At 73.5% G+C, this 22,760-nt stretch carries 22 protein-coding genes; 14 read left to right on the top strand and 8 right to left on the bottom strand.

Going from position 1 to position 22,760, the window contains the following annotated elements; translation table 11 throughout:
• Window positions 1-82: 82 nt before the first annotated feature.
• Window positions 83-910 (top strand): spermidine synthase, encoded by an 828-nt coding sequence (locus ACZ6AA_RS11815; protein WP_468459699.1) that lies wholly within the window; start codon window positions 83-85, stop codon window positions 908-910.
• Window positions 911-967: 57 nt separating this feature from the next.
• On the opposite strand, the gene ACZ6AA_RS11810 is transcribed toward ACZ6AA_RS11815, so the two are convergent.
• The 3 genes from ACZ6AA_RS11810 to ACZ6AA_RS11800 form a co-directional block, all read right to left on the bottom strand.
• Window positions 968-2,269: an MFS transporter gene (locus ACZ6AA_RS11810; protein ID WP_468482203.1), complete on the bottom strand. Its 1,302-nt coding sequence runs from the start codon at window positions 2,267-2,269 to the stop codon at window positions 968-970.
• Window positions 2,270-2,438: 169 nt separating this feature from the next.
• Window positions 2,439-3,539: a DUF8017 domain-containing protein gene (locus ACZ6AA_RS11805; RefSeq protein WP_468459624.1), complete on the bottom strand. Its 1,101-nt coding sequence runs from the start codon at window positions 3,537-3,539 to the stop codon at window positions 2,439-2,441.
• Window positions 3,540-3,739: 200 nt separating this feature from the next.
• Window positions 3,740-4,756: a DUF8017 domain-containing protein gene (locus tag ACZ6AA_RS11800; protein WP_471457601.1), complete on the bottom strand. Its 1,017-nt coding sequence runs from the start codon at window positions 4,754-4,756 to the stop codon at window positions 3,740-3,742.
• Between the two features lie 192 nt (window positions 4,757-4,948).
• Between ACZ6AA_RS11800 and ACZ6AA_RS11795 the strand changes: the two genes are divergently transcribed.
• The 5 genes from ACZ6AA_RS11795 (at window position 4,949) to ACZ6AA_RS11775 (ending at window position 10,386) form a co-directional block, all read left to right on the top strand.
• A complete protein-coding gene (locus tag ACZ6AA_RS11795) occupies window positions 4,949-5,407 on the top strand; it encodes a DUF4442 domain-containing protein (protein WP_468459620.1) in 459 nt (152 codons plus the stop codon).
• Between the two features lie 91 nt (window positions 5,408-5,498).
• Window positions 5,499-5,960 carry a DUF6234 family protein gene (locus ACZ6AA_RS11790; RefSeq protein WP_468482206.1) on the top strand — a complete coding sequence of 154 codons (462 nt, stop codon included), beginning with the start codon at window positions 5,499-5,501 and terminating at the stop codon, window positions 5,958-5,960.
• A 399-nt stretch (window positions 5,961-6,359) separates the two neighbouring features.
• Window positions 6,360-7,142, top strand: coding sequence for a DedA family protein (locus ACZ6AA_RS11785; RefSeq protein ID WP_468459698.1), 783 nt, complete (start codon window positions 6,360-6,362; stop codon window positions 7,140-7,142).
• Between the two features lie 401 nt (window positions 7,143-7,543).
• Entirely contained in the window at window positions 7,544-8,800 is a 1,257-nt protein-coding gene (locus ACZ6AA_RS11780) for a serine hydrolase domain-containing protein (protein ID WP_468482323.1), read from the top strand.
• Window positions 8,797-10,386: an alpha/beta hydrolase gene (locus ACZ6AA_RS11775; RefSeq protein WP_471457599.1), complete on the top strand. Its 1,590-nt coding sequence runs from the start codon at window positions 8,797-8,799 to the stop codon at window positions 10,384-10,386. Before ACZ6AA_RS11780 ends, ACZ6AA_RS11775 begins: the two co-directional genes overlap by 4 nt.
• A gap of 54 nt (window positions 10,387-10,440) precedes the next feature.
• Here ACZ6AA_RS11775 and ACZ6AA_RS11770 read toward each other — a convergent pair whose 3' ends face one another.
• Entirely contained in the window at window positions 10,441-10,998 is a 558-nt protein-coding gene (locus ACZ6AA_RS11770; protein ID WP_468459614.1) for a gamma carbonic anhydrase family protein, read from the bottom strand.
• 196 nt (window positions 10,999-11,194) lie between these two features.
• Here ACZ6AA_RS11770 and ACZ6AA_RS11765 point away from each other — a divergent pair, with 196 nt between their 5' ends.
• Window positions 11,195-11,968, top strand: coding sequence for an acyltransferase (locus tag ACZ6AA_RS11765; RefSeq protein WP_468459613.1), 774 nt, complete (start codon window positions 11,195-11,197; stop codon window positions 11,966-11,968).
• Between the two features lie 136 nt (window positions 11,969-12,104).
• Here the strand turns inward: ACZ6AA_RS11765 and ACZ6AA_RS11760 are convergent, their stop codons facing one another.
• Complete coding sequence (locus ACZ6AA_RS11760; protein ID WP_471457882.1) at window positions 12,105-12,971, bottom strand: EamA family transporter; 867 nt, start codon at window positions 12,969-12,971, stop codon at window positions 12,105-12,107.
• Between the two features lie 112 nt (window positions 12,972-13,083).
• Here ACZ6AA_RS11760 and ACZ6AA_RS11755 point away from each other — a divergent pair, with 112 nt between their 5' ends.
• Together ACZ6AA_RS11755 and ACZ6AA_RS11750 are read left to right on the top strand one after the other, a co-directional pair.
• Window positions 13,084-13,668, top strand: coding sequence for a helix-turn-helix domain-containing protein (locus ACZ6AA_RS11755; RefSeq protein ID WP_471457596.1), 585 nt, complete (start codon window positions 13,084-13,086; stop codon window positions 13,666-13,668).
• 14 nt (window positions 13,669-13,682) lie between these two features.
• A complete protein-coding gene (locus tag ACZ6AA_RS11750) occupies window positions 13,683-14,237 on the top strand; it encodes a YbaK/EbsC family protein (RefSeq protein WP_468459609.1) in 555 nt (184 codons plus the stop codon).
• A 63-nt stretch (window positions 14,238-14,300) separates the two neighbouring features.
• On the opposite strand, the gene ACZ6AA_RS11745 is transcribed toward ACZ6AA_RS11750, so the two are convergent.
• Complete coding sequence (locus ACZ6AA_RS11745) at window positions 14,301-15,497, bottom strand: CaiB/BaiF CoA transferase family protein (RefSeq protein WP_471457594.1); 1,197 nt, start codon at window positions 15,495-15,497, stop codon at window positions 14,301-14,303.
• A 6-nt stretch (window positions 15,498-15,503) separates the two neighbouring features.
• Entirely contained in the window at window positions 15,504-15,917 is a 414-nt protein-coding gene (locus ACZ6AA_RS11740; RefSeq protein ID WP_468482209.1) for a VOC family protein, read from the bottom strand.
• Between the two features lie 341 nt (window positions 15,918-16,258).
• On the opposite strand from ACZ6AA_RS11740, the gene ACZ6AA_RS11735 reads away from it, so the two are divergent.
• The 3 genes from ACZ6AA_RS11735 (at window position 16,259) to ACZ6AA_RS11725 (ending at window position 19,090) form a co-directional block, all read left to right on the top strand.
• Window positions 16,259-17,125 carry a GNAT family N-acetyltransferase gene (locus tag ACZ6AA_RS11735; RefSeq protein WP_468482210.1) on the top strand — a complete coding sequence of 289 codons (867 nt, stop codon included), beginning with the start codon at window positions 16,259-16,261 and terminating at the stop codon, window positions 17,123-17,125.
• Window positions 17,122-17,949, top strand: a complete 828-nt coding sequence (locus tag ACZ6AA_RS11730; protein ID WP_471457591.1) for a lysophospholipid acyltransferase family protein — start codon at window positions 17,122-17,124, stop codon at window positions 17,947-17,949. The genes ACZ6AA_RS11735 and ACZ6AA_RS11730 overlap by 4 nt, the downstream gene beginning before the upstream one ends.
• A 103-nt stretch (window positions 17,950-18,052) precedes the next feature.
• Window positions 18,053-19,090 carry a phytase gene (locus ACZ6AA_RS11725; RefSeq protein ID WP_471457589.1) on the top strand — a complete coding sequence of 346 codons (1,038 nt, stop codon included), beginning with the start codon at window positions 18,053-18,055 and terminating at the stop codon, window positions 19,088-19,090.
• A gap of 27 nt (window positions 19,091-19,117) precedes the next feature.
• Here ACZ6AA_RS11725 and ACZ6AA_RS11720 read toward each other — a convergent pair whose 3' ends face one another.
• Entirely contained in the window at window positions 19,118-20,530 is a 1,413-nt protein-coding gene (locus ACZ6AA_RS11720) for a hypothetical protein (RefSeq protein ID WP_471457587.1), read from the bottom strand.
• Window positions 20,531-20,824: 294 nt separating this feature from the next.
• Between ACZ6AA_RS11720 and ACZ6AA_RS11715 the strand changes: the two genes are divergently transcribed.
• Entirely contained in the window at window positions 20,825-22,120 is a 1,296-nt protein-coding gene (locus tag ACZ6AA_RS11715) for a molybdopterin-dependent oxidoreductase (RefSeq protein ID WP_471457880.1), read from the top strand.
• The gene (locus ACZ6AA_RS11710) at window positions 22,120-22,680 is read left to right on the top strand and encodes a hypothetical protein (protein WP_471457585.1); all 561 of its coding nucleotides are present in this window, start codon (window positions 22,120-22,122) and stop codon (window positions 22,678-22,680) included. The genes ACZ6AA_RS11715 and ACZ6AA_RS11710 overlap by 1 nt, the downstream gene beginning before the upstream one ends.
• The last annotated feature ends 80 nt before the right edge of the window (window positions 22,681-22,760 follow it).

Raw genomic sequence — 22,760 nt, 5'->3', positions numbered from 1 at the left:
GCCCGAAGCGCCCGCCGCGACGGCACCCGCAACGCCCCCCGAGACGTCGCCCACCCCACCCCCCGACACCGAGCCGCTCCCCATCACCCGCGCCGTCGACCACGGCACCGCGAAGCTGCTCCCCGACGTGGATCGGGCGCGGGCCTGGCTCCTGACCGTCGACGGGGCCCCGCAGTCCTATGTCGACCTGGACGAGCCCACGTACCTGGAGTTCGAGTACGCCCGCAGGCTCGGGCACGTCCTGGACACCGTCGCCGCGCCGGGCCGTCCGCTCGACGTCGTGCACCTCGGCGGGGGCGCGCTCACCCTGCCCCGCTATGTCGCCGCGACCCGGCCGGGGTCGCGCCAGGACGTCGTGGACGCGGACCGGGGGCTGCTCGAACTCGTCGTCGAGGAGCTGCCGCTGCCGCCGGGCTCCGGGATCACCGTGCACGGCGCGGACGCCCGCGCCTGGGTGGAGGCCGCGCCCGCGGGAGTCGCCGATGTGCTCGTGGGCGATGTGTTCGGCGGCTCCCGGGTGCCCGCGCACCTCACGTCGGACGCGTACGCCCGTGCCGTGCGCCGGGTGCTGCGTGCGGACGGCTGCTACGCCGCGAACCTCGCCGACGGCGCGCCCTTCGCCTTCCTCCGCTCCCAACTGGCCACCCTCGCCACGGTCTTCGAGGAGCTGGCGCTGATCGCCGAGCCCGCCGTGCTGCGCGGCCGCCGCTTCGGCAACGCCGTCCTCCTCGCCTCCCGCGAACCGGTCGACGTGGACGCCCTCGTCCGGCGCACCGCCGCGGACGCGTTCCCCGCGCGGGTCGTGCGGGGGGAGGCGCTGCGGAGCTTCATCGGGGACGCGCGGGTCGTACGGGACGCGGACGCCGAGGCCTCGCCGCAGCCGCCGGACGGGGCGTTCAGCGTCGGCTGAGGGGGGCGTCGGGCCCGACCCGGTCCCGTCGGAACCGCTCCGTTCCTCGGCCTTCGTTCAGACGGACGGCTTCTCCGACGAGACCGCGTCCGCGTCCGGGGCCCCGGCTCCCGGTCCCGCGGCCACCACCGCCTTCGTACGCCGCGTCAGATTCCGTACGTCAGGAACGAGCAGCACCGCCGCCGTCACCACGACCACGAGCACCGCGCACCCCCACAGCGAGGCGGACCGGCCGAAGGTCTGCTCGGCGGGGCCCGCGAGCGCCGTCGCCAGCGGCACCATCGCCACGGAGCCGAACCAGTCGTACGCCGAGACGCGCGACAGCTTGTCCTCGGGGATCTCCTGGTGCATGGCCGTCATCCACGAGACGCCGAACACCTCGATGGCGACGCCGCTCACGAACATCACCGCCGCGAGCCCGGCCACCGGCAGCGGCACCGCGAGCGCGGCGGACGGCGCGGCCAGCGGGAAGACGCACAACGTACCGGCGAGCAGCAGCCGCCGCGGCTTCCAGCGCATCATCAGCAGCGCCCCGCCGACCGTGCCCGCGCCGAACGCCCCGAGCGCCAGCCCCCAGGGTCCCGCGCCGCCCAACTCGTCCTCGGCGACCAGCGGCCCGAACACGGACTCGGCCGCGCCGACCACCGCCACCACCACCGAGAACTGCGCCACGATCGACCACAGCCAGGGCCGCCCGACGACCTCCCGCCAGCCGTCCCGCAGATCGGCGAGGAGGCCACCGCCGGGCTCGCGCCGCGGTATGTGGCCGACGTCGAGGAAGGCGCGCAGCGCACCGGCCGCGGCGAACGCCACCGCGTCCACGGCGAGCACCCAGCCGGGCCCGATCACCGCGACCAGCAGGCCGCCGAGCGCGGCGCCGCCGAGGCCCGCGCCCTGCATGGCCATCCGGTACAGCGCGAAGGCGCGCCCGGCCTGCTCGCCGCTGACGGAGGACAGGAGCATGCCCTCGGACGCGGGCCCGAAGAACGCCTGGCCGGTGCCGCCGAGCGCGGTGAGCAGCATCATCTGCCAAAGCTGCGGGTCACCGGCGAGCACGACGGCGGCGAACGCGGCCTGGGAGAGGCAGTTGAGGGTGTTGGCGGCGACCATGACGTGGTGCCGCGGCAGCCGGTCGGCCACCGCGCCGCCGATGAGCAGGAACAGCACGAGCGGCACCGTGCGGGCCGCGGCGACCAGACCCACGTCACCGCCGTCGCCCCCGGCGTCGAGCACCGCGAACGCCGCCGCGATGAGCGCGCCGTGGCCACCGAGGTTGGTGATGATCGCGGCGGCGGTGAGGAGCGTGTAGTTGCGCCCGGCCCAGGAGGGGCGGCGGGAGGTGGTGGGTGAGGTCACCACGGGACTATCCCCGGCGGACCACCACCCTGACAAACCGATTCTCCGGCCGCCGTGACGGCGGCCGGAGAATCGGTTCAGGACTCAGGCCCGGCCCGGGAGAGGGCCTGGTCCGAAGGCGCCGGGACGCGGCCCGGCAGGGGTCAGAACACAGCGCGGCGGGAGCCGGGGATCAGGAGGCGTCCTCGGGGTCGCCCTGCAGCCGCACCGTCGAGAGGATCTTCTTCACCTGGGCGTCGGAGACCTCGTCCTTCACGCCCTTGGCGCCGTACATGGACCACGCCACGTAGTCGCCCGACGCGTTCTTGAACGCGAACGTCGTGGCCTTGCCGTCCGAGTCGCACTTGTCCGACTTGTCGGCACCGGACGTCGTGGACGTCGTCACGCTGCCCGTGATGCCGGACTTCGTGGTGTACGACTTGACCTTGCCGATCTTGATCTTCTTCTTGTCGGACTTCTTCTGGCCGGTGTAGCCGCCGAAGACCCACCACGCCGAGTCGTTGCGGGACACGTCCTTGGTGTTCTTGGCGCCGTTCTGGCCCTTGGTGCCGACGACCGCGAGCGAGGTGTCGTCCTTCTGCCCGTCCTTGTCGTCGTCGGACGTGCACCACTTCTCTTTGTAGATCGCGGGCGCGGACATGATGATCAGCGCGCTGCCGTCGCCCTTCTTGCGGTCCTCGAAACCGATGAAGGTGTCCGGCGACTTGATCGTCCAGTCCGCCGGTACGTCGAAGGCGGTGCCCCACTTGGGGTTCACCACGACCTGCCAGCCGGGGATGGTCGGCTTGGGGTCGCCGTCCGTGCCGCGCGGGTTGTCGTCGTCCGACGCCGTGGGACTCGGCTTCTTGGTGACCGACTTGGACGGCTTGGGGGCCGCCTTGTCCGCCTTGTCGTCGCCGTCGCCGCCGAGGACCAGGAAGCCGGTGACGCCCGCGGCCGCGACCACGGCGATCGCCGCGACGATGGCCGTGACCTTCGTCCTGTTGCCGCCGCCGTTCCCGCCGCCGCTAGGGTCGGGCCCGCCCGCCTGGGGCGTCCCCATCGGGAACGTCGGCGCGCCCCACTGCGGCTGCCCCGGCTGCGCGGGCTGGCCCACGGGGGGCTGCCCGGCGGGCGGCTGCTGGTAGGGATTGGGCTGCTGGGGCCCGGGCTGTTGCTGGTATCCGGGCTGCTGATACGGATTGGGCTGTTGGTACCCGGGCTGCTGGTACGGGTTGGGACCCTGGTCCTGCGGGTTCTGCTCGCCCCCGGGCGGCTGCTGTTCTGGCCACATGGCCAGTAACCATAGATGGGCACGGGCCCCGGGTGCCACGCCCGGTCGTCTGCCGGACCGGCACCGGAGCCGGGGGCGGACGAAGCGGTGACGAAGTGGTGAAGAAGTAGTACTGATGGGCGCGAGATCACGTCTCGCGCCCCCCGCCGGACCGTGCCGCCCGCCGCCCAGGCGACTGCGGCGTCAGCCCGACTGCGCCGTCAGCCCGTCGGCTTGCCGTGCAGCCGCACCGTGGCGAGGATCTTCATGATCGTCGAGTCCGGGATCTCCTCCTTGACGCCCCGGGCGCCGTAGAGGCTCCACGACACGAACTCGCCCTCGGAGTTCTTGAAGCCGAACGTGATCGCCTTGCCGTCCGACGCGCACTTGCCCCGCTGCGGCGTGTTCGTCGACTTGCCCCACGCGATGCTGCCCTTGATCCCGGACTTGGTGGTGTACGGCTTCGCCTTCTCGTCGTACGTCATCGTCTTCTTGTCCGGCTGCGTGTAGCCGCCGTAGATCCACCAGCCGACGGTGTTGATCGCGACCTCGTCGGTGTTCTTGCCGCCGCGCCCGCCCTTGGTGCCCGCGGCGGCCAGCTCGGTGTCCTCGTACCGGCCGTCCTTGTCCTCGTCGGAGGTGCACCACTTGGGCTTGAGGACGGCGGGCGAGCCCATCGTCGCCACCGGCTCGCCCGTCTTGTGGTCCTCCATGTTGATGGCCCGGTTCGGACCCTCCACCTGCCAGTCGGGCGGTACGTCGAAGGCGGTGCCCCACTTGGGGTTCACGACGACGTTCCAGCCCGGAACGGTCGCCTTCGGCCCGCCGCTGTCCGTGCCCCGGTCGCTGTCGTCACCGTCCGACGGCGACGACGGCTTGTCGTTCGCCTGCTCCGAGGAGTCGGCCTTGTCGGCCTTGTCGGCCTTGTCGTTGTCGTCGCCGAGTATCAGGAAGCCGGTGACGCCCGCGGCCACGACCACGGCGGCCGCCGCGACGATCGCGACGACCTTGGTCCTGTTCCCGCCGCCACCGCTCCCGTTCCCGCCCGTGCCCGGCGGCTGCGGCGCGCCCGGGTGCGTCGGGGCGCCCGTCCACTGCCCCTGCGGCGCGGCGGCGGGCTGCTGGTAGGCGCCGGGCTGCGGGTAATCAGGTTGCTGGGGCGGCTGCTGAGGCTGCTGATATCCCGGCTGCTGATAGGGGTTCGGCTGCTGGTACGGGTTCTGGTCCTGCGGGCTCATGGCGGATCACGATACGGGTGCGGGGTCGCGGCGGCCGCGAGCGCCCTCGCCGTTGCCGAGAGTGCCCCGGATGCTGGGGGATTGGGTGCGGTCGCGGGTGGCGGCTCTGCGAGGGGCGGGGTGCCGGATGGTCCCGGTCTCCGCTCGGTGAACCCCTGGCCAAGGAAGGCTACTCGTGGGTAACATCCCCGCATGAGCGCAGACCAGATGTCGATCGGCGAGATGCTCGCCGCCACCGTGCCGATGGCCAAGACCCTGAACCTCCAGTTCGGCGAGACCACGCCCGAGCGGGCCGTGGTCGTGCTGCCGGACCAGAGCGAGTACCACAACCACGTGGGCGGACCGCACGCCGGAGCCATGTTCACGCTGGGCGAGTCCGCGAGTGGCGCCATCGTGCTCGCCGCCTTCGGTGCGCACCTCTCCCGGGCCGTGCCGCTCGCGGTGCGCGCCGACATCGCGTACAAGAAGCTCGCGATGGGGACGGTCACGGCCACCGCCACGCTCGGCCGCCCGGTCGCCGACGTGGTCGCCGAGCTGGACGCGGGGCAGCGCCCGGAGTTCCCGGTCGCGATCGCCATCACGCGCGAGGACGGCGCCGTGACCGGCGAGATGACCGTGGTGTGGACGCTGCGCCCCAACGACCCGAAGTAGCCCGGGGGTACGGCCCGGTGGCCGCGTCCTGCCGACCGCCTGAGTATGCGTACTCAGGCACGCGCGGGGCCCGGCGTCGAGCATGGGTGGCATGAGCCTGCCGAGCGCGCCGCCCGCCTTCGACGCCTCCAATGACACCGGCGCCGACCGGCGCGCCGACATCACCGCCGCCGTCGGCCTCTTCCTGCTCGAAGGGGCCGTCCTCGTCGTGGTGTTCGGGGCGTGGCTCCTGTCGGGGGTCTCCTTCTTCCCCGCGGGCGGCACCGAAGCAGAGCCCGACCGCCTGGACGGCTACCTCATCGCCGCCGGGGCGGTCGGGCTCTTCGCCGTCCTGGCCGCTGCCGCCGCCTGCCGGAAGCGGGCCGTGGCGACAGCGTGGAGCCAGGGGTTCATGGCGGCGCTGATCGCCGCGGCGGTGTTCTGCGGCCCGGCGTACCCGGACCGGAAGCAGGAGCGGGAGCAGGAGCGGCCCGCGCCCGCGTCCACCTGGCAGGGGCAAGTGGGATGCCGCAGTGGGGGCGACAGCGATGAGTGCGCGGGTACGGGGCGGTGAAGGTGCCGGTGCCGGTGCCGGTGCAGAACGGTGCGACGCACGTAAACGCAGGGCAATATCTGTTCCAACACTTCGGCCCGCGCTCGCCCCTGAACGCCGAACAGCGCGCCCTGGCCCGGCAGATGACCGCGTACCCGGGCTCCTTCGTCCACTCCGGAGTGCCCCGCCCGCGGGCGGCACCCCGTCGGCTCCCGACCAGCGGACTCACCCCGGCGCCACCCTTTCCCCGCGTACCGGATCGGCGGGCGGCACCATGATCGACGCGGTCGCGCACCGGGCGCGCCACCGCGATCTGCGGGACGCGGCCGCACCCCGCTGAGCAGGTAGGCTTCCCCGTCGTGCGTGATCGACAAGGACGCGCACGCCGGGGGATTCACCAGCACAGCGGAAGGAACCGGGTTGCACGTCCAGGAGTGGCTGGAGAATGTACCGGCCGTCAGCGTCTACCTGCTCGTGGGCCTCGTGATCGGCCTGGAGTCACTCGGCATCCCGCTGCCCGGCGAGATCGTCCTCGTCTCCGCCGCGCTGCTCTCGTCCCAGCACGGCGACGTGAACCCGGTGATCCTCGGCGCCTGCGCCGTCGCGGGCGCGGTGATCGGCGACTCCATCGGCTACGCGATCGGACGCAAGGGCGGCCGACCACTTCTCGCCTGGCTGGGGCGGAAGTTCCCCAAGCACTTCAGTGAGGCGAACGTCGGCAGCGCCGAGCGGTCGTTCCAGAAGTGGGGCATGTGGGCGGTCTTCTTCGGCCGCTTCGTGGCGCTCCTGCGGATCTTCGCCGGGCCGCTCGCCGGTGTGCTGCGCATGCCGTACTGGAAGTTCGCCATCGCCAACGTCCTCGGCGGCATCGTGTGGGCGGGCGGCACCACCGCCGTCATCTACTACATCGGCGTGGTCGCGGAGGACTGGCTCAAGCGCTTCTCGTACGTCGGTCTCGGCATCGCCGTCCTCATCGGCATCGGCTCGATGCTGCTGGTGAAGCGGCGGGCCAAGAAGGCGGCGGAGGAGCACGCGGCGCTGGCCGGGGCCGGGGTGCCCGCGCAGGCGGAGGCCGATGGGGCTGCCGCGAAGACCGCTGGGGACGCTGTGACGGACGGCGCGGCCGCTGCGAAGGCCGACGGGGTCGCCGCCGCCGAGGACGAGGCGGCGCTCGCGGCCACGCGGAGTTCCGCCGGAAGTTGAGCCGTGTGCCGGGTCCGGTGCGGACCGGCCCGCACTCCCGTTTTCCCGCACCCCCTTTCGTACCCGCTCTTTCGTACCCGCTCGTGCGTCGCGCGCGAGCGGGTACGCGCATGTGCGCCCGGCGCCACCGCCCGCCGTGGCCCCCGCCCCTGCCTCCGCGCGCCCGGCGCCGTCCAGGTCCGCCCACGGCCCCGCCAGGGGGTGTGGCCTGCGCTTCCCCGGGTCCGGGGGGTCTGCCCCCGTCCGCTTCCGGGGGCAGGCTCCAGTGAGCGCGGGCTGTCAGGTCCCTAGCGTCGGTCGGCATGACATGTGTAGAGCGCACCGAGAAGAGAGCGTCCTTGACGGCTTCGCCGGCCTTATCGCCCTTGCCCGGGCGCCGTCGAGCCGGGCGGGCGACCGTGTTGGCCGTGGTGACGGCGGCGTTGACGCTGCTCGTCCCCGTGGCGGACGCGGCGGCCCGACCCGGCACCGGGCCCCGTCCGGCGGCCCCGACTCCCGCCCCGACTCCCGCTCCGCCGCCCGGCTGCGACGCGGCGCGCGGCGCGGTCAAGGGCTCCCTGGGACCCCTCGTCGACCGCCACGGCATCCCCGGCGTCGCCGCCGAAGTGGTCGACCGGCGCTGCGGGCGCTGGTCCGTCGCACGGGGCGTCGCCGACCTGGGCAGCGGCCGCCGGATGGACGCGGGGGACCGGCTGCGGATCGGCAGCGTCAGCAAGACGTTCACCGTCACCGTCGTCGTGCAACTCGCCGCGGAGGGCCGGATCGGCCTCGACGCGCCCGTCGAGCGCTATCTGCCGGGCCTGATCCGGGGCAACGGATACGACGGGCGAAAGATCACCGTGCGCCAACTCCTCCAGCACACCAGCGGACTTCCCGACTACGTCGAAGCCCTCGCCGAGCGACCCGTGAACGAGTGGCGCTTCCGGCACTTCGAACCCCGCGAACAGATCGCCACCGCCCTCACGATGCCGCACCCGGACAAGAAGTGGCACTACGCGACGACCAACACCGTCGTCGCGGGGCTCATCGTCGAGAAGGTCACCGGGCACCGCGTCGAGGCGGAGGTGAACCGCCGTGTCATCCGGAAGCTCGGCCTGCGGGACACCTATTGGCCGGGCGATGCCACGCGGATTCGGGGCGGGCACTCACGCAGTTACTTCCCCGGCCCGGACGGGGCGCGGAGCGACCTGATGCCCTCCCGGGCCGGCGGCGAGCGGGACGGCACGGCGCCCGCCCGCGTCGACGGCACCGAGTGGAACATGACCTTCGGCGGCGCCGGCGGTGCCCTGGTCTCGACGCCCAACGACGTCAACCGCTTCTTCGGCGCGCTGTTCGGCGGAAAGCTGCTGCCCGCCCGCTGGCTCGCCGAGATGAAGCGCACCGTCCCCGCCGACCCGGACCGGCTCTGGCCCGGCGCCCGGTACGGCCTCGGCCTGATCTCCTCGCCGCTGGCGTGCGGCGGCCACTGGTGGGGACACGGCGGCACGGTTCCCGGCGGGCACCGGGCCCTCGGCGCGGTCGGCCCCGGCGGCCGCACCGTCGCCCTCGCCCTCAACCAGGTGCCCGCCACCGAACACGCCGAACAGGACTTCCGGGCCGTCGTCGACACCGCCCTGTGTCCGCCCGACCGCACCTCGCGCCTCAAGGAGAACCCGTGACACGCACCAGCGCCGCCGTGCGCCGCACCTCGGCAGTGGGCCTCGCCCTCGCCGCCTGCCTCACCACCACGCCCACCCTGGCCTCGGCGATCACGACCCCCGCGGCGGAGCGCGGCGCGGGCACCACGGCTCCCGCCGCCGGTCTCGGGCGCTTCCACGACCAGCGCCTCGACTGGCGCAGCTGCGTCCTCGGGCCGGACGACGAGACCGGCCACGCCCTGGAGGAGGCGGGTGCCCGCTGCGCGGACGTCACCGTCCCCATCGACTACTCCGACCCCGGCGGCCGCACCATGACCGTCGCCATATCGCGGATCAAGGCCACCGACACCCGCCACCGCGTCGGCCCGATCCTGTTGAACGGCGGTGGCCCCGGGGGCACTTCGCTCGGTGACGCCCCGGACATCCGCAAGGCGATGAAGGACGTCGGCGCGCGCTACGACATCGTCGGCGTCGACCCGCGCTTCGTCGGCCGCAGCACCCCGCTGGACTGCGGGTGGCCCGTCTCCAGCGCAATCTTCTCCGCCGGGGTCGGCCGCGCGGGCTTCGACCGGCAGGTCGCCCTGCACAAGGACCTGGCCGCCAAGTGCCGCGCCACCAACAAGTCCGTGCTGCCCTTCGTCAGCACCCGCGACACCGCCCGCGACATGGACGTCATCCGCGCCGCCCTCGGCGAGCGGAAGATCTCCTACCTGGGCTACTCGTACGGCACCTACCTCGGCACCGTCTACACCCAGATGTTCCCCGGCCGCTACGACCGCGTCGTCCTCGACGGGGTGCTCGACCCGCGCCGCTACACCCCCCGGCTGCTGCGCGGCACGGAGGCCGAGAACGAGCAGGCGCTGTCCGACTGGGCGCGATGGGCGGCGCGGCGGCACGACACGTACGGCCTCGGCCGCACCCGCGCCCAGGTGCTCGCCGCCGTCGACCGGACCATCGAGGCGTCCGCGCGCGGCCTGACCGTCGGCACCGCGCCCGACACCTTCCGGCTCGACGACACCATCGTGCCGACCCTGCTCGTCATGGGCATCGCCGACGACACCGACGCCGCCCGCGCGGCCCTCGGCGAGCAGGTGTCCGTGCTGGTCAAGGCGGCCAAGGGGCAACCGACCCGGCTCTCCCCGGAGTTCACCGACGCCCTGCGGTCCTACATCACCGGCAGGGACTCGCACTACGGCAGCGTGCAGACGGCCATCCTGTGCGGCGACGCGGCCGCCCCGCGCGACCCGGAGCGCTACTGGCGGGACATCCGGCGCAGCCGCGCCGCGCACCCGCTGATGGGACCGCTGACCAACAACATCAACCCGTGCGCCTTCTGGGACCGTCCCCGCGAGAAGCCCACCCAGGTCCGGCACGACACCCCGGCGCTGCTCGTGGGCGCGACCGGTGACCCGCGCAGCGACTACCAGGGCACCGTGGCGCTGCACGGCATGCTGCCCAGCTCCAAGCTGATCACCCTGAAGGGCGCCAACCGGCACGGGATCTACGGCTATTACGGCAACGCCTGCGTGGACGCGCGGGTCAACGCCTACCTGGCCACCGGCAAGCTGCCGGGCAAGGACCTGACCTGCGTCAAGCAGGACGGCTGACGGACCCACCGCCCGCTCGGACCGCCTCGGTCCGGGCGGGCGATGGCACAGGCCCTAGCTCTCCCGGGGCCCGTTGCTCTCCCGGGACGCGTTCGCCTCGCGGTGGGCCTTGGCCAGCTCCACGTACAGCGTGCCGTTGAGGGAGATGCCCGCGCGCTCCTCCTCGGTCAGCTCGCGCTTGACCTTCGCGGGGACGCCCGCGACCAGCGAGCCGGGCGGCACCCGCATCCCCTGCGGCACCAGCGCCTGCGCGGCGACGAGGGAACCGGCGCCGATCACGGCGCCGTTGAGGACCGTCGCACCCATGCCGATGAGGCAGTCGTCCTCGACGGTGCAGCCGTGCAGGACCGCGTTGTGGCCGACCGAGACGCGCTCGCCGATCGACATCGGGAAGCCCGGGTCGACGTGCAGGGTGCAGTTGTCCTGGATGTTGCTGTCGGCCCCGATCTCGATGGGCCCGCAGTCGGCGCGCAGCACCGCGCCGTACCAGGTGCTCGCGCCCGCGCTCAGCGTCACCTCGCCGATCACCACCGACGTGGGTGCGGTGAAGGCCTCCTGGTCGACCTTCGGCTCCTTGCCGGCCAAGCCCATGACGAGTGCCTGCTGGCTCATCGGCTCGCTCCCTCTTTCCCGTGCTTTCCCGTGCTTTCCCGTGCCTACCCGTGCCGCGGGTGGCGGCATCGCGTCGTCGTCCCCGTGTCGCGCCTGAGCGAACCGTACGGGACGGCGGGGCGGCCGCCGCCGTGTGGGGTGAAGATCACAGGTCGTCGGCGTGCTCGGCGCGCGCCCGGCTGAGTAACGTGAGCGGGTGCCCAGGAACAAGAACGTGTTCTCATCGCTGGCCGCCTGGCGGCGCCGCGTGGCGCAGCGCGCCGTCCACGCCGGGTGGGACTGGGTGCAGCGCACCGGCGCCGTCACCGCGCGGCGGCCCGGACGGCTGCGGTTCGGCGCGATCGGCGAGGGCACGCGCCTCGCGTTCCCGCAGGGCACGGTCTTCGGAGCGCCCTGGATCCGGCTCGGCGCGCACTGCGTCGTCGGCGAACAGGTCACGCTGACCGCCGGGTTGATGCCCGACCTCGACCTCGGCCCCGACCCGATCCTGCGCATCGGCGACGGCGTCGTGCTCGGCCGCGGCAGCCATGTCATCGCGGACACGACGGTGACCATCGGCGACGACTGCTACTTCGGTCCGTATGTGTACGTGACCTCGACGAACCATTCCTACGACGACCCCCATACCCCGATCGGCAAGCAGTGGCCGCGGATGGAGCCCGTCGAGATCGGGCCCGGCTGCTGGGTCGGCACCGGCGCCGTGATCCTGCCCGGGGCCCGGATCGGCCGCAATGTGGTTGTCGCCGCCGGTGCGGTGGTGCGGGGCGAGGTGCCCGACCACGCGGTGGTGGCCGGGGCGCCCGCCCGGGTCGTGCGGACGTGGTGCGCGGAGCGGGGCTGGGAGCCGCCGCTGCGGACTCCGGCGCCGGTTCCGATACCCGAGGGGATCACGCCGGAACAGCTTCTCGCGCTGGGCGAGTTGACCGACCTGGAAGCGGCGCGGCTGGCCGAGGTCGAGGGGAACGTCTGAGCGGTCCCGGTGGCGCCCTGAAGGGGCGAGGGGCTGTGTCGATCTGCGGCTCCGCCGCGTGGGCGCGACCAGCCACGACGGACCTGCGGGCGCACGACGGCCCGGTGTGGCACATCCGGCGGCGCGCTGCCGCGGCTCAGCCCGTCGCCAGCAGCACTGTGCCCACCAGCGCAAGGCCCGCCCCCGCGGCTTGCACCCCGCGCAGCCGTTCCTTGAGGAGGCCGCGCGCCGCGAGCGCCGTCACGATCGGGTAGAGCGAGGCGAGCACGGCGGCGACGGTGACGGGCCCGCGCTGGGCCGCCATCGCGTACGTCCCGTTGGCGGCGACGTCCGCGAGGCCCACGAAGGCGAGCGCGGGCAGCGCGGACCGGATGACGCCCATTCCCCGGCCCTCGGGGAGCGCGACGGCGCCCCGCCGCACGGAGACGTACAGCGCCGTGCCGCCCGCGAGCACATTGGTCACGCGCTGCACGAACAGCGCCAGGAACAGGCCGGTGACGCTGCTCGACGCCTCCGCGATGAGGGCCATGACCGCGCCGAAGCCGAACGCGGCGAGGAGGGTCAGGAGCACCGCCTGCCGCTGCACCGGGGCGCCGCGCAGCTCCGGGCCGCCCGCGAGGACGATGCCCACGACGGCCACCGCGATGCCCGCGAACTGCCCGAGGCCCGGCCGCTCGCCCAGCATGAGCCCGACGCCCACCGGCACGGCCACGCCGAGCGAGCCGAGCGGCGAGACGACGCCCATGGGGCCGAGCGCGAGGGCCTTGTAGAAGGCGAGCATCGCGACCGGGCCGACGAGCCCCGCGCCGACCGCGAACCACAGCTGCGGGCCCCACTCGCTCCAGGCGCCGGTGGAGACCACGATCACGCCGAGGACGGCCACCGCGACGCACTGGGAGGCGACGACCACCGTGAGCGCCGGGATGCGTCGGGTCAGCAGTCCGCCGCCGAAGTCGGCGAGGCCCCACAGCAGGCTGGTGGCCAGGGCGAACAGTGCTGTCAGTCCCGTCATGGGAAGCCTCGCAGTACAGTGTGGTGAACCTTCGGGAACCATCAGGTGCACCACACCGTAGTTCAGTACAGTGAACTCTGTCATCCAAAATATTGGACGGAATGTGTCGGACCTCGACCAGCTGACTCAGTCGCTCGCGCGCAACCTCAAGCGCTGGCGCACCGAACGGAACTTCACGCTCGACGCGCTCGCGGCCCGCGCGGGCGTCAGCCGCGGCATGATCATCCAGATCGAGCAGGCCCGTACGAACCCCTCCGTGGGCATCACGGTCAAGCTCGCGGACGCGCTCGGCGTCAGCATCACCACCCTGCTCGACTACGAACAGGGGTCGCACGTGCGGCTTGTGCCGCCCGAGCAGGCCGTGCGGATGTGGTCCACGGAGGCGGGCAGCAGCACGACGCTCCTGGTCGGGACCGAGTCGCGGGGCCCCTTCGAGCTGTGGACGTGGCAGTTGATGCCGGGCGACGGCAGCGACTCCGACGCGCACCCGCCGGGGACGATGGAGCTGCTGCACGTCAGGTCCGGCGAGCTGACCCTGGTCGTGGACGGCGAGGAGCACCTCGTGGCGGCCGGGTCGGCGGCGTCGTTCGAGGCCAATGTGGCGCACGGGTATCACAACAAGGGTGCGGAGCCGGTCGAGATGACGATGGCCGTGTCGGTCCCGCCCGCTCACGCGGGAGCGTACTGAGTTACCGTGCCGCCATGCGCGCTCCTCTCGGTGACTTCGACGTAGTCCGCACCGCCCCAGAAGCCCTCGACCTCCTTGTCGCCCCCGTCGCCGCCGCCGTCCGCGGCTGGAGCGGGGCTGTCCCTGCCGACGAGTTGATCCATGTCGACACCGACCCGCAGTGGGCCGACACCGCCACGTTCGTGGAGCACTACGGCCCCGAACTGCTCGCCCGGTCCGCGAACTGCGTCGTCGTCGCGGGCAAGCGCGGGGGCGAGACGACGCTCGCCGCGTGCCTGGTCCTGTCGGCGGCGCGCGTCGACGTCAACGGCGTCGTACGCCGCCAACTCGGCGCCCGCAAGGCGTCGTTCGCACCGATGGACACCGCCGTCGGCGAGACCGGCATGGAGTACGGCGGCATCACCCCCATCGGCCTCCCCGACACCTGGCCGCTCCTTGTCGACGCCGCGGTGGCGGACCTGCCGCACGTCCTGATCGGCAGCGGCAGCCGACGCGGCAAGCTGATCGTGCCGGGCAAGGCGTTCGTGGGGCTGCCGAACGCGACGGTGATCGAGGGGCTCGGCGTCTGACAGGGCGGGCCGGGGCGGACGTCCTGACCTCCGCGTCGGTCGGCGCCAACACCCTTCCGGGACCTAGGAGATGACGCCCTCGGCGCGCAGCCGCTCGATGTCCGCCGTCTGTCGGCCCAGCTCCGCCAGGATGCGCTCCGTGTGCTCGCCCACGCCCGGCACCGGGTCCATGCGCGGGCTCACCCCGGACAGGTCGGCGGGCGGCACGAGGGCCTGGAAGGCGGCCGCCGCGCCCGGCAGGCCCACCTCGCGCCAGCGGCCGCGCTCGGTGAGGGCCGGGTGGTCGAGGAAGTCCGGCACGGTGTTGACGCCCGCGTTGGCGATGTTCGCGGCGTCGAGCAGCGCCGTCGCCGCCGCGCCGTCCAGCTCCGCGAACCGGGCCTGGATCGCCGCGTCCAGCTCCTCGCGGTGCGCCACCCGCGCGGAACCGTCGGCGAAGCGCGGGTCGGCCACCAGCTCGGGCCGCCCGAGGAAGTCCTCGCAGAGCGCCGCCCACTCCCGTTCGTTCTGTACGGAGAGCAGCACCTCCTTGCCGTCGGCCGCGGTGAACACGCCGTACGGCGCCACCGTCGCGTGCCGGGCGCCGACGCGCGGGGGCTGCGTGCCGCCGTACCGCGTGTAGTACGCGGGCTGGCTCATCCACTCGGCAAGCGCGTCGAAGAGGGACACCTCGACGGCGGGCGCCCGGCCCGTCGTCGCGCGCGTGAACAGCGCCGACAGGATGCCGCTGTAGGCGTACATCCCCGCCGCTATGTCGGCCACCGAGATCCCGACCCGCACGGCCTCCTCGGGTGTGCCCGTGAGCGAGAGCAGGCCGGTCTGGCACTGCACCAACATGTCGTACGCCTTGCGGTCCGCCCAGGAGCCGCTGGTGCCGTAGCCGCTGACCGTGCAGGTGATCAGGGACGGGTGGCGGGCCTGGAGGTCCGCCGCCCCCAGGCCGAGACGGTCGGCCGCGCCCGGCGCTAGGTTCTGCACGAACACGTCGGCGCCCGCGAGGAGTTCGCGCAGGACCTCCTGTCCGGCCGCCGACTTCACATCCAGCGTGAGCGATTCCTTGGAGCGGTTCAGCCACACGAAATAGCTGGCCTCGCCGTGCACGGTGGTGTCGTAGCGCCGCGCGAAGTCGCCCCCGCCGGGGCGCTCCACCTTGATCACCCGGGCGCCGAGGTCGGCGAGCTGGCGGGTCGCGAAGGGCGCGGCGACGGCCTGCTCCAGGCTGAGGACCGTGATGCCGGTGAGCGGCAGCGGATGCGGCACGGCCCCTCAGCCCCTCGTCCCGCGGTACTCCTCGTGGAACTGCTCGAACGACACCTCGTAGCCGTCCGGGTCCAGGCCCACGAAGATCCGTGCCCAGTCCGTGTCCTCGGGCTCCGTGAGCACCGGCAGGCCCTCGGCGCGCCACAGGGCGTGGGCCGCGTCGAGGTCGGGCGTCGGCACGGCCAGCGTGAAGCCGAGGCCGAGCGGGCCCCGGCGGGCCGCCGCGCCGCGCTCCTCGTCGTAGTACCCGTGCGCCTCCCGGGCCGTCAGGATCAGCCAGGTGTGGCCGAAGGTGAGATAGCGCAGGTGCGGCTGCTCGTCGTTCGGCAGCTCGCGGAAGCCGAGCTTCAAGTAGAGGTCGCCGGAGACCTGGAGATCCTTGACCCGCAGGCCGATCTTCAGCTGCTTGCTGCCCATCATGCGGAACGCCCCTCCCGTGGCCGCGCCGGACGGGATCGCCCGCCGGCGTGCGACGACCGTACCCGGGGGCGCGGGCCTGGGCGCGACCACCGCCGTTCACCTGATGCTCACGAGGGTCGGCACGATCGGTCTCGCGCACCTTGTGCGCAGTTCAGCCAGGGCGGTCACCGTGCTGAACAGGCGCCTTTCCCGCAGTCGGCCGCACGCTCACCCGTACCACCGCATCGCCGCACTCCCTTCGCTTCCCCGTGTCGCCCCGCTTCCCCCTCCCCGCTCCTGTCACTCCCGCCCGTCGGTTTCAGCGGACTCCCCGTCCGTCCCCATCGAACGGAGAACGTGTCATGCCCGCGACACCCTTCACCCCCGCGACACCCCTCATCCCCGCGACCCCGGCCGCACCCGCCGCCCCGGTCACCCCGACCACCGCCCCTGCCCCAGGCGCCCCGGTCACCCCCGACACCCCGCGCTACGTCCCGTCCATCGCCGACTCCGAGGAGCAGATCCGGGCCGCCCAGCGGCTGCGCTTCCAGGTCTTCGGCGAGGAGATGGGCGCCGCGCTCGACACCCCCGTGCCCGGGCACGACATCGACGCGTTCGACGCGCTCGCGGACCACCTGATCATCACCGACACCATCAGCGGCGACGTCGTCGGCACCTACCGCCTGATCCCGCCCGGGCGCACCGAACGCCTCTACTCCGACGGCGAGTTCGACCTCTCGGTCCTGCTTCCGCTGCGCTCCGCCACCGTCGAGGCCGGGCGCTCCTGCGTGCACCCGGATCACCGCTCCGGCGCCGTGATCAACCTGATGTGGTCGGCCCTCGCCCGCTATGTGCTGCTCTCCGGCCACCGCTACCTGGCGGGCTGCGCCTCCGTGCCGCTCGCCGACGGCGGCACGGCGGCCGCGAGCGCCTGGCTGCTCGGCACCGCCAAGCACGTCTCGCCGCCCGAGCTGCGCGTGCACCCGCACCGCCCGTGGACGCCCGGCGATCCCGCCGGACACCGGCCGACCTACGCCGACCTGCCGCCGCTCCTGCGCGGCTATCTGCGCCTCGGCGCCTGGATGTGCGGGGCGCCCGCGCACGACCCGGAGTTCGACTCCGCCGACTTCTTCGTGCTGCTCGACACCGAGCGGCTGAGCGACCGGCACCGCCGGTTCTTCCTCGGCGACGCCGAGCGTGGCTCCGCCGCGACGGGGAGGAGCGCGTGAACCCCTGGGCCGTGGACGCGGGCTGTCCGCGCGCCTGTGCGGTACGGCCCGCGACCCGGGTCGGGCCCCCCGAGGAGGCGCTGCGGTACGCGGCCGTCGCCCGGGAGCTCGGGCGCAGCCTGCTCCTGGGGGAACGCCTCGCGGGGGACACGGCGCCGCGCGTGCAGGCGCGGCGGGTCCTGCGGGCGCTCGGCGTCGACCTGGAGGCGGCCCTCGCGCCGCTGAGCGTGCCGGGCACCGACACCGGAACCCTGATCGTCGCCAACCACATCTCGTGGCTGGACGTCGTCGCGCTGCTCGCGGTCGAGCCGGTGTCCTTCGTCGCCAAGAAGGAGATCGGTCGCTGGCCCGTGGTCGGCACGCTCGCCCGCCGCATGGGCACACAGTTCATCGACCGCGAGGGCGGCCGCAGGGAACTTCCGCTCATGGTCGGCGAGTTGGCCAAGACGCTGGCGTCCGGGCGGTCGGTGCTCGTGTTCCCGCAGGCCACCACGTGGTGCTCGGTCGGCTCCGGGAGGTTCCGGCGGGCCGCGTTCCAGGCCGCGGTGGACGCGGGCGTGCCGGTGCGGCCGGTGACGGTGGCGTACCGGCAGGGCGGTGCGGCGAGTACGGCGGCGGCGTTCCTCGCGGACGAGGGCTTCGGGGGGTCGCTGCGGCGGGTGGCGGTCGCGCGGGGACTCACGGTGCGGGTCACCGCGCACGAGCCGCTGCACGGGCACGACCGCAAGATGCTCGCGGCGCAGGCGTGGGCTGCGGTGTGCGCGGGTGTGGACGCGGCGTCGGCGGAGGCGGCCGGGGAGCACGGGCGGGGCGCCCTCTCGTAGCCACGGTGCGTGACCGCGTACGTTCAACTCGTGTTCACGGGGCGCTAGCGCACCGCTGGCACGCTCGTCCCGCTCGTCCACCCCCTACGAAAGAGGACCACCGGTGCCCGTCACCCGAAAGCTCCGTACCTCCCTGCTCTCCGCGAGTGCCATGGCCGGTGCCGCCGCGCTCGTCCTCCAGGCCGCGCTGCCCGCGCGGGCCGCCGCGGACTTCGACGTGACCGCGACGGTGGAGACCGCGCCGGTGTCGCACAGCGGGGACGCCGCCGACGACCCGGCGATCTGGGTGCACCCGGACGACCCGGCGAAGTCCGTCGTGGTGGGCACGGACAAGAAGGGCGCGCTGGAGGTCTACGACCTCAAGGGCGCGCGCCTCCAGCGGGTCGACGGGGACCACGGCAACAACGTCGACGTACGCGGCAACGTCGTCGTGTCCGCGGACGACGAGGCGGCGGGCGGCGACGGCGCGCTGCACGTGTACCGGATCGACCCCGCGACGCGACGCCTCAAGCACCTCAAGGACGTGCCGACCGAGGTCACGGCGCACGGCGTCTGCCTGTACGAATCCCCGCAGTCCGGGAAGCTCTACGCCTACCCGAACTCCACCTCGGGCCGCGTCGAGCAGTGGGAACTCGCCGTCAGCGGCGACACGGTGACGGCGACCTCCGTGCGGCTCTTCGACGCCGGGTCCGCGGTCGAGGGCTGCTACGCGGACGAGAGCACCGGCAAGCTCTACCTCGGCGAGGAGGACGTCGGCGTGTGGGTGTACGGCGCCGAGCCGGGCGCGGGGACCGCCCGCACCAAGCTCGACTCCACCGGCTCCGGCGGTCACCTGACCGCCGACACCGAGGGCATCGCCGCCGCCGGGAACCGCCTGTTCGTCTCCTCGCAGGGCAGCAACGACTTCACCGTGTACGACCGGCGCAGCGGCGCCTACCTCGGCCGCTTCGGCGTCGCGTCCGGCACCGCCGCCGACGACTGCGAGGACACCGACGGCATCGACGCCACCGCCACGGGCCTCGGCTCCGCGTTCCCCAAGGGCGTGTTCATCTGCCAGGACGGCTCCAACGGCGCACCCGGCTCCAGTGGCAACCAGAACTTCAAGTACGTACCGCTGGAGCGGATCACCGACCGCGTCTGACCGCGGCCCCGCTCGCCCCGGCCGGGCTCACCAGCCGGTGAACAGAAGGTGGTTGACGGCGAGGGCGAGCACCGCCTGCGCCGTCAGCCACGCCCGCGCGGACGGGCGGGGCAGCAGCGCCGCCGCGGGCAGCAGGAAGAGCGCGAACGGCAGCCAGATGCGTTCCGTCTCCGCCTTGCTCATGCCGGACAGGTCCGCGGCGGCGACCGCGAGGAGGGCCGCCAGGGCCAGGCCCACGAGGCGGTCGGCCGCCGTGGAGTCCCGGGTGCGGCGGCGGCGCACCGCGCCCGGTGCCACCGCGAGCGTCCGCCGCAGCCCGGCCACCGTCGCGAGCCCGACGACGAACACCGTGCACGCCGGATTGGCCCACACCCAGTACCAGTACGGCCGCACGCCCGCCGCCCCCTGGTAGTAGCGGTCCACCAACAGGTGGTACGCCTCCCACCAGTTGAAGCCGAACGCCGTGAACACCAGCGGCACCACCGCCGCTCCCGCTACGAAGTACGGCAGCGGGCGCGCTGTCCGGGCGACGAGCACGACACCGGCGGCGATCAGGACGAAGAGCGTCAGGCCGTACGACAGATAGCAGGCCAGGCCGAACAGCAGACCGGCACCGGTGGCGGCGAGGGCGGGGTGGCGGGTCGTGCGCGTCGCGGCCAGGGCGAGCAGCGCCGTCATCCAGGCCGTGACCGCGGCGAAGTAGCCGTCCGCCGACGCCCCCGTCCACACGGCGGCGGGCGCGAGCACCAGGAACGGCGCCGCGCGGCGGGCCGTCGACTCGTCCGCGAGGGCCCGTACCGTCAGGAGCACGGCGAGCACCGCCGTACCGCCCGCCGTGATGACGAACGCGCCCGCCCATCCGCCGCCGCCCAGGCCGATCCGGTCCAGGAGGACGAACGTCAGGGGCGCGCCCGGGGGATGGCCCGCGGTGTGCGCGGGCCAGTGGTACTCGCCGGGCACCTGCACGATGTGCCGCGTGAACTCCCGCAGCGCCGCCGGGATGTCGTCGAACCGGTCGATCACCCGCAGGTACTCGTACTTCGTGGTGAGGCGCTCGGCGACGCCCCGATGCCAGCCGTCGACCAGGGCGAGGGACCAGATCCACGCGGTGGCGGCCGCCCACGCGGCCGCGAGCAGCGCCCGCCAGGGCAGGCGTGCGGCGAGCGCGGGCCCGTACGCGACGACGGCCGCGGCCACGGCGAGCGCGGCCGGGGTTCCCGGGCCGAGGTGCGGGTCCCACTTGGCGTACAGGGGAGGCCAGTTGACGTGCAGGCTGCCGTCGTGGTCCTCCAGGTAGCGGCCGACGACGACGGCCGCGGTGACGAGGAGGACGGCGAGGGCGGCGGCTACGAGGTCGCGGCGGGGGCCGGACCGGTGTGATCCGGACGGGTGCGGTGCGGACGGGTGTGGTGCGGGGTGGCGTGGTTCGGGGTGGTTCACGCTTGGCACGGTAGGTCGCCGGAGGCTTCGGACGGTGTGCGCGCGGGGCCGCGTCACCGGACCGTCAGATCTTGTGGATCCGGGGCGCCCCGTCAGCGTTTCGTCATCTGTCGCGGACGCCGAACCGCAGGTCGCGCGGCTTACGGTCGGGACAGGGCGACGGACCCACGTCGCGTGGACCGCCGAGGACGCAGCATGCGCGACGCACCCCCACCTTCCCGCAGGACCCCTCGTCGGACCTCGTTCCGCGAAGCGCCGACGAAGCCGACGAAGCCGACGAGGCTCAAGGACCACATGCCGTCGGCGCCCGGCTTCTGGCGCAGCCCGCTGCGCGGGACGTGGTTCACCGCCGTGCTCGGCACGGTGCTCCTGTTCGGGGTGACCCTCCTGTTCGTCACCGGCCTGCTGTCGTACGCCGCGTACAACCCCGGCCTCGCGCCGGTCAACGACAAGACACCCGACAAGGGCCTGCTCGGCTTCTACCTCTTCGCCTGGCCCACCGACCCGCACTGGTTGTACCGGCTCACGCAGGGCCTGCACGTCACCGTCGGGATCACGCTGATCCCGGTGCTCCTCGCCAAGCTGTGGTCGGTGCTCCCCAAGCTCTTCGCGCTGCCGCCCGCGCGGTCCCTCGGCCACGCCCTGGAACGGCTCTCGCTGCTGCTGCTCGTGGGCGGCGCGCTCTTCGTGTTCGCCACCGGCGTCCTCAACGTCCAGTTGGAGTACGTCTTCCCGGGGTCCTTCTACCCGCTGCACTTCTACGGCGCGTGGGTGTTCTTCGCCGCCTTCGTCGCGCACGCGGCGCTCAAACTGCCGCAGACGGTGCGGGTGTTGCGCGCGGGCGGGCTGCGGGAGCGGCTGCGTACGCGGGAGGTGCGTGGCGCGGACGGGGGTGCCGGGCGCGAGGCGGACGGCGGTGCCGAGGGCGGGGACGGGCTTGCCGCGCCCCGGCCCGCCGAGCCCACCGTGTCCCGGCGCGGTGCGCTCGGCCTCGTCGGCGGGGGCTCGCTGCTGCTGTTCACCACGACGGCGGGGCAGAGCTTCGACGGATGGCCGCGCGCCACGGCGCTGTTCGCCCCGCACGGTGGCGACGACCCCGGCCGGGGGCCCGGCGCCTTCCAGATCAACAAGACCGCCCGGTCCGTGGGAGTCGGCCCCGACCGCACCGGCGCGTCCTGGCGCCTCGTCGTCGCGGGCCCCGGCCGCACCCTGCGCCTGACCCGCGCCGACCTCCTCGACCTCGCCCAGCACACCGCCGACCTGCCCATCGCCTGCGTCGAGGGCTGGTCCACGTCCGACCAGGAGTGGAGCGGCGTACGTCTGCGGGACCTCGCCGCGCTCGCCGGATACGACGGGAACGCCGCCGACGTACCCGGCGTGCTCGTGGAATCCCTCCAACTCCGGGGCGCCTTCCGCAAGGCCGCCCTGCGCGACAACCAGGTGCGCGACACCCGCTCCCTGCTGGCGCTGCGCGTCAACGGCGCCGATCTGACGCCGGACCACGGCTACCCGGCCCGCGTCATCGTGCCCGCCGCACCCGGCGTACTGAACACCAAATGGGTGTCCCGGCTGACCTTCGGAGAACTGTGATGAAGCAGGTGAAGCAGATGAAGCAGGTGACCTCCCTGCTGCGGCGCTGGTACGGGGAAGGCCCGCTCCACCTTCTGCTGCTGCTCGCCTCGTTCGCGCTCGCGCTCTACGCGGGTGTGCGGCTGCTCGCCGACGACTGGCTCATGGTCACGGTGTGGTTCGTGGGCGCGGCGCTGCTGCACGACCTGGTCCTGGTGCCGGTGTACGCGGCCGCCGACCGCGCGGTGACGGCGCTGGTCGGCGGGCGTGTTGGTGGGCGCCGGGAGCGGACGATGTACGTCCGCGTCCCGGCGGCGCTCTCGCTGCTGCTCCTGCTGGTCTGGTACCCGCTGATCACACGTCAGGTCCCGCGCTACGAACGGTCGACGACCCTGCCCGCCGACGTGTTCCTGACGCGCTGGCTGCTCGTGACGGCGGCACTGTTCGCGGGGTCGGCGCTGTGGTGCGTGCTGCGCGGGTGGTCGGCGTCGCGGCCGGGGCGGGATACGGGGGTCGGGCGGGAGGCAGGCACCGGGCGCGAGGCGGGAGCGGGGCCGGAGGCGGGCGCGAGGCGGGGCTGATGTGCGGTGGGGTTGTGTGCGGTGCGGGGGGGGGAGTGTGTGCGGCGCCCGCCCGGCGCGGATCCGGTACGCCCCACGCC

The sequence above is a fragment of the Streptomyces sp. NPDC040610 genome, from assembly GCF_055594065.1.
Note: the sequence above shows the minus strand (reverse complement) of the source record. Positions and strands in the feature narration are given on the sequence as shown.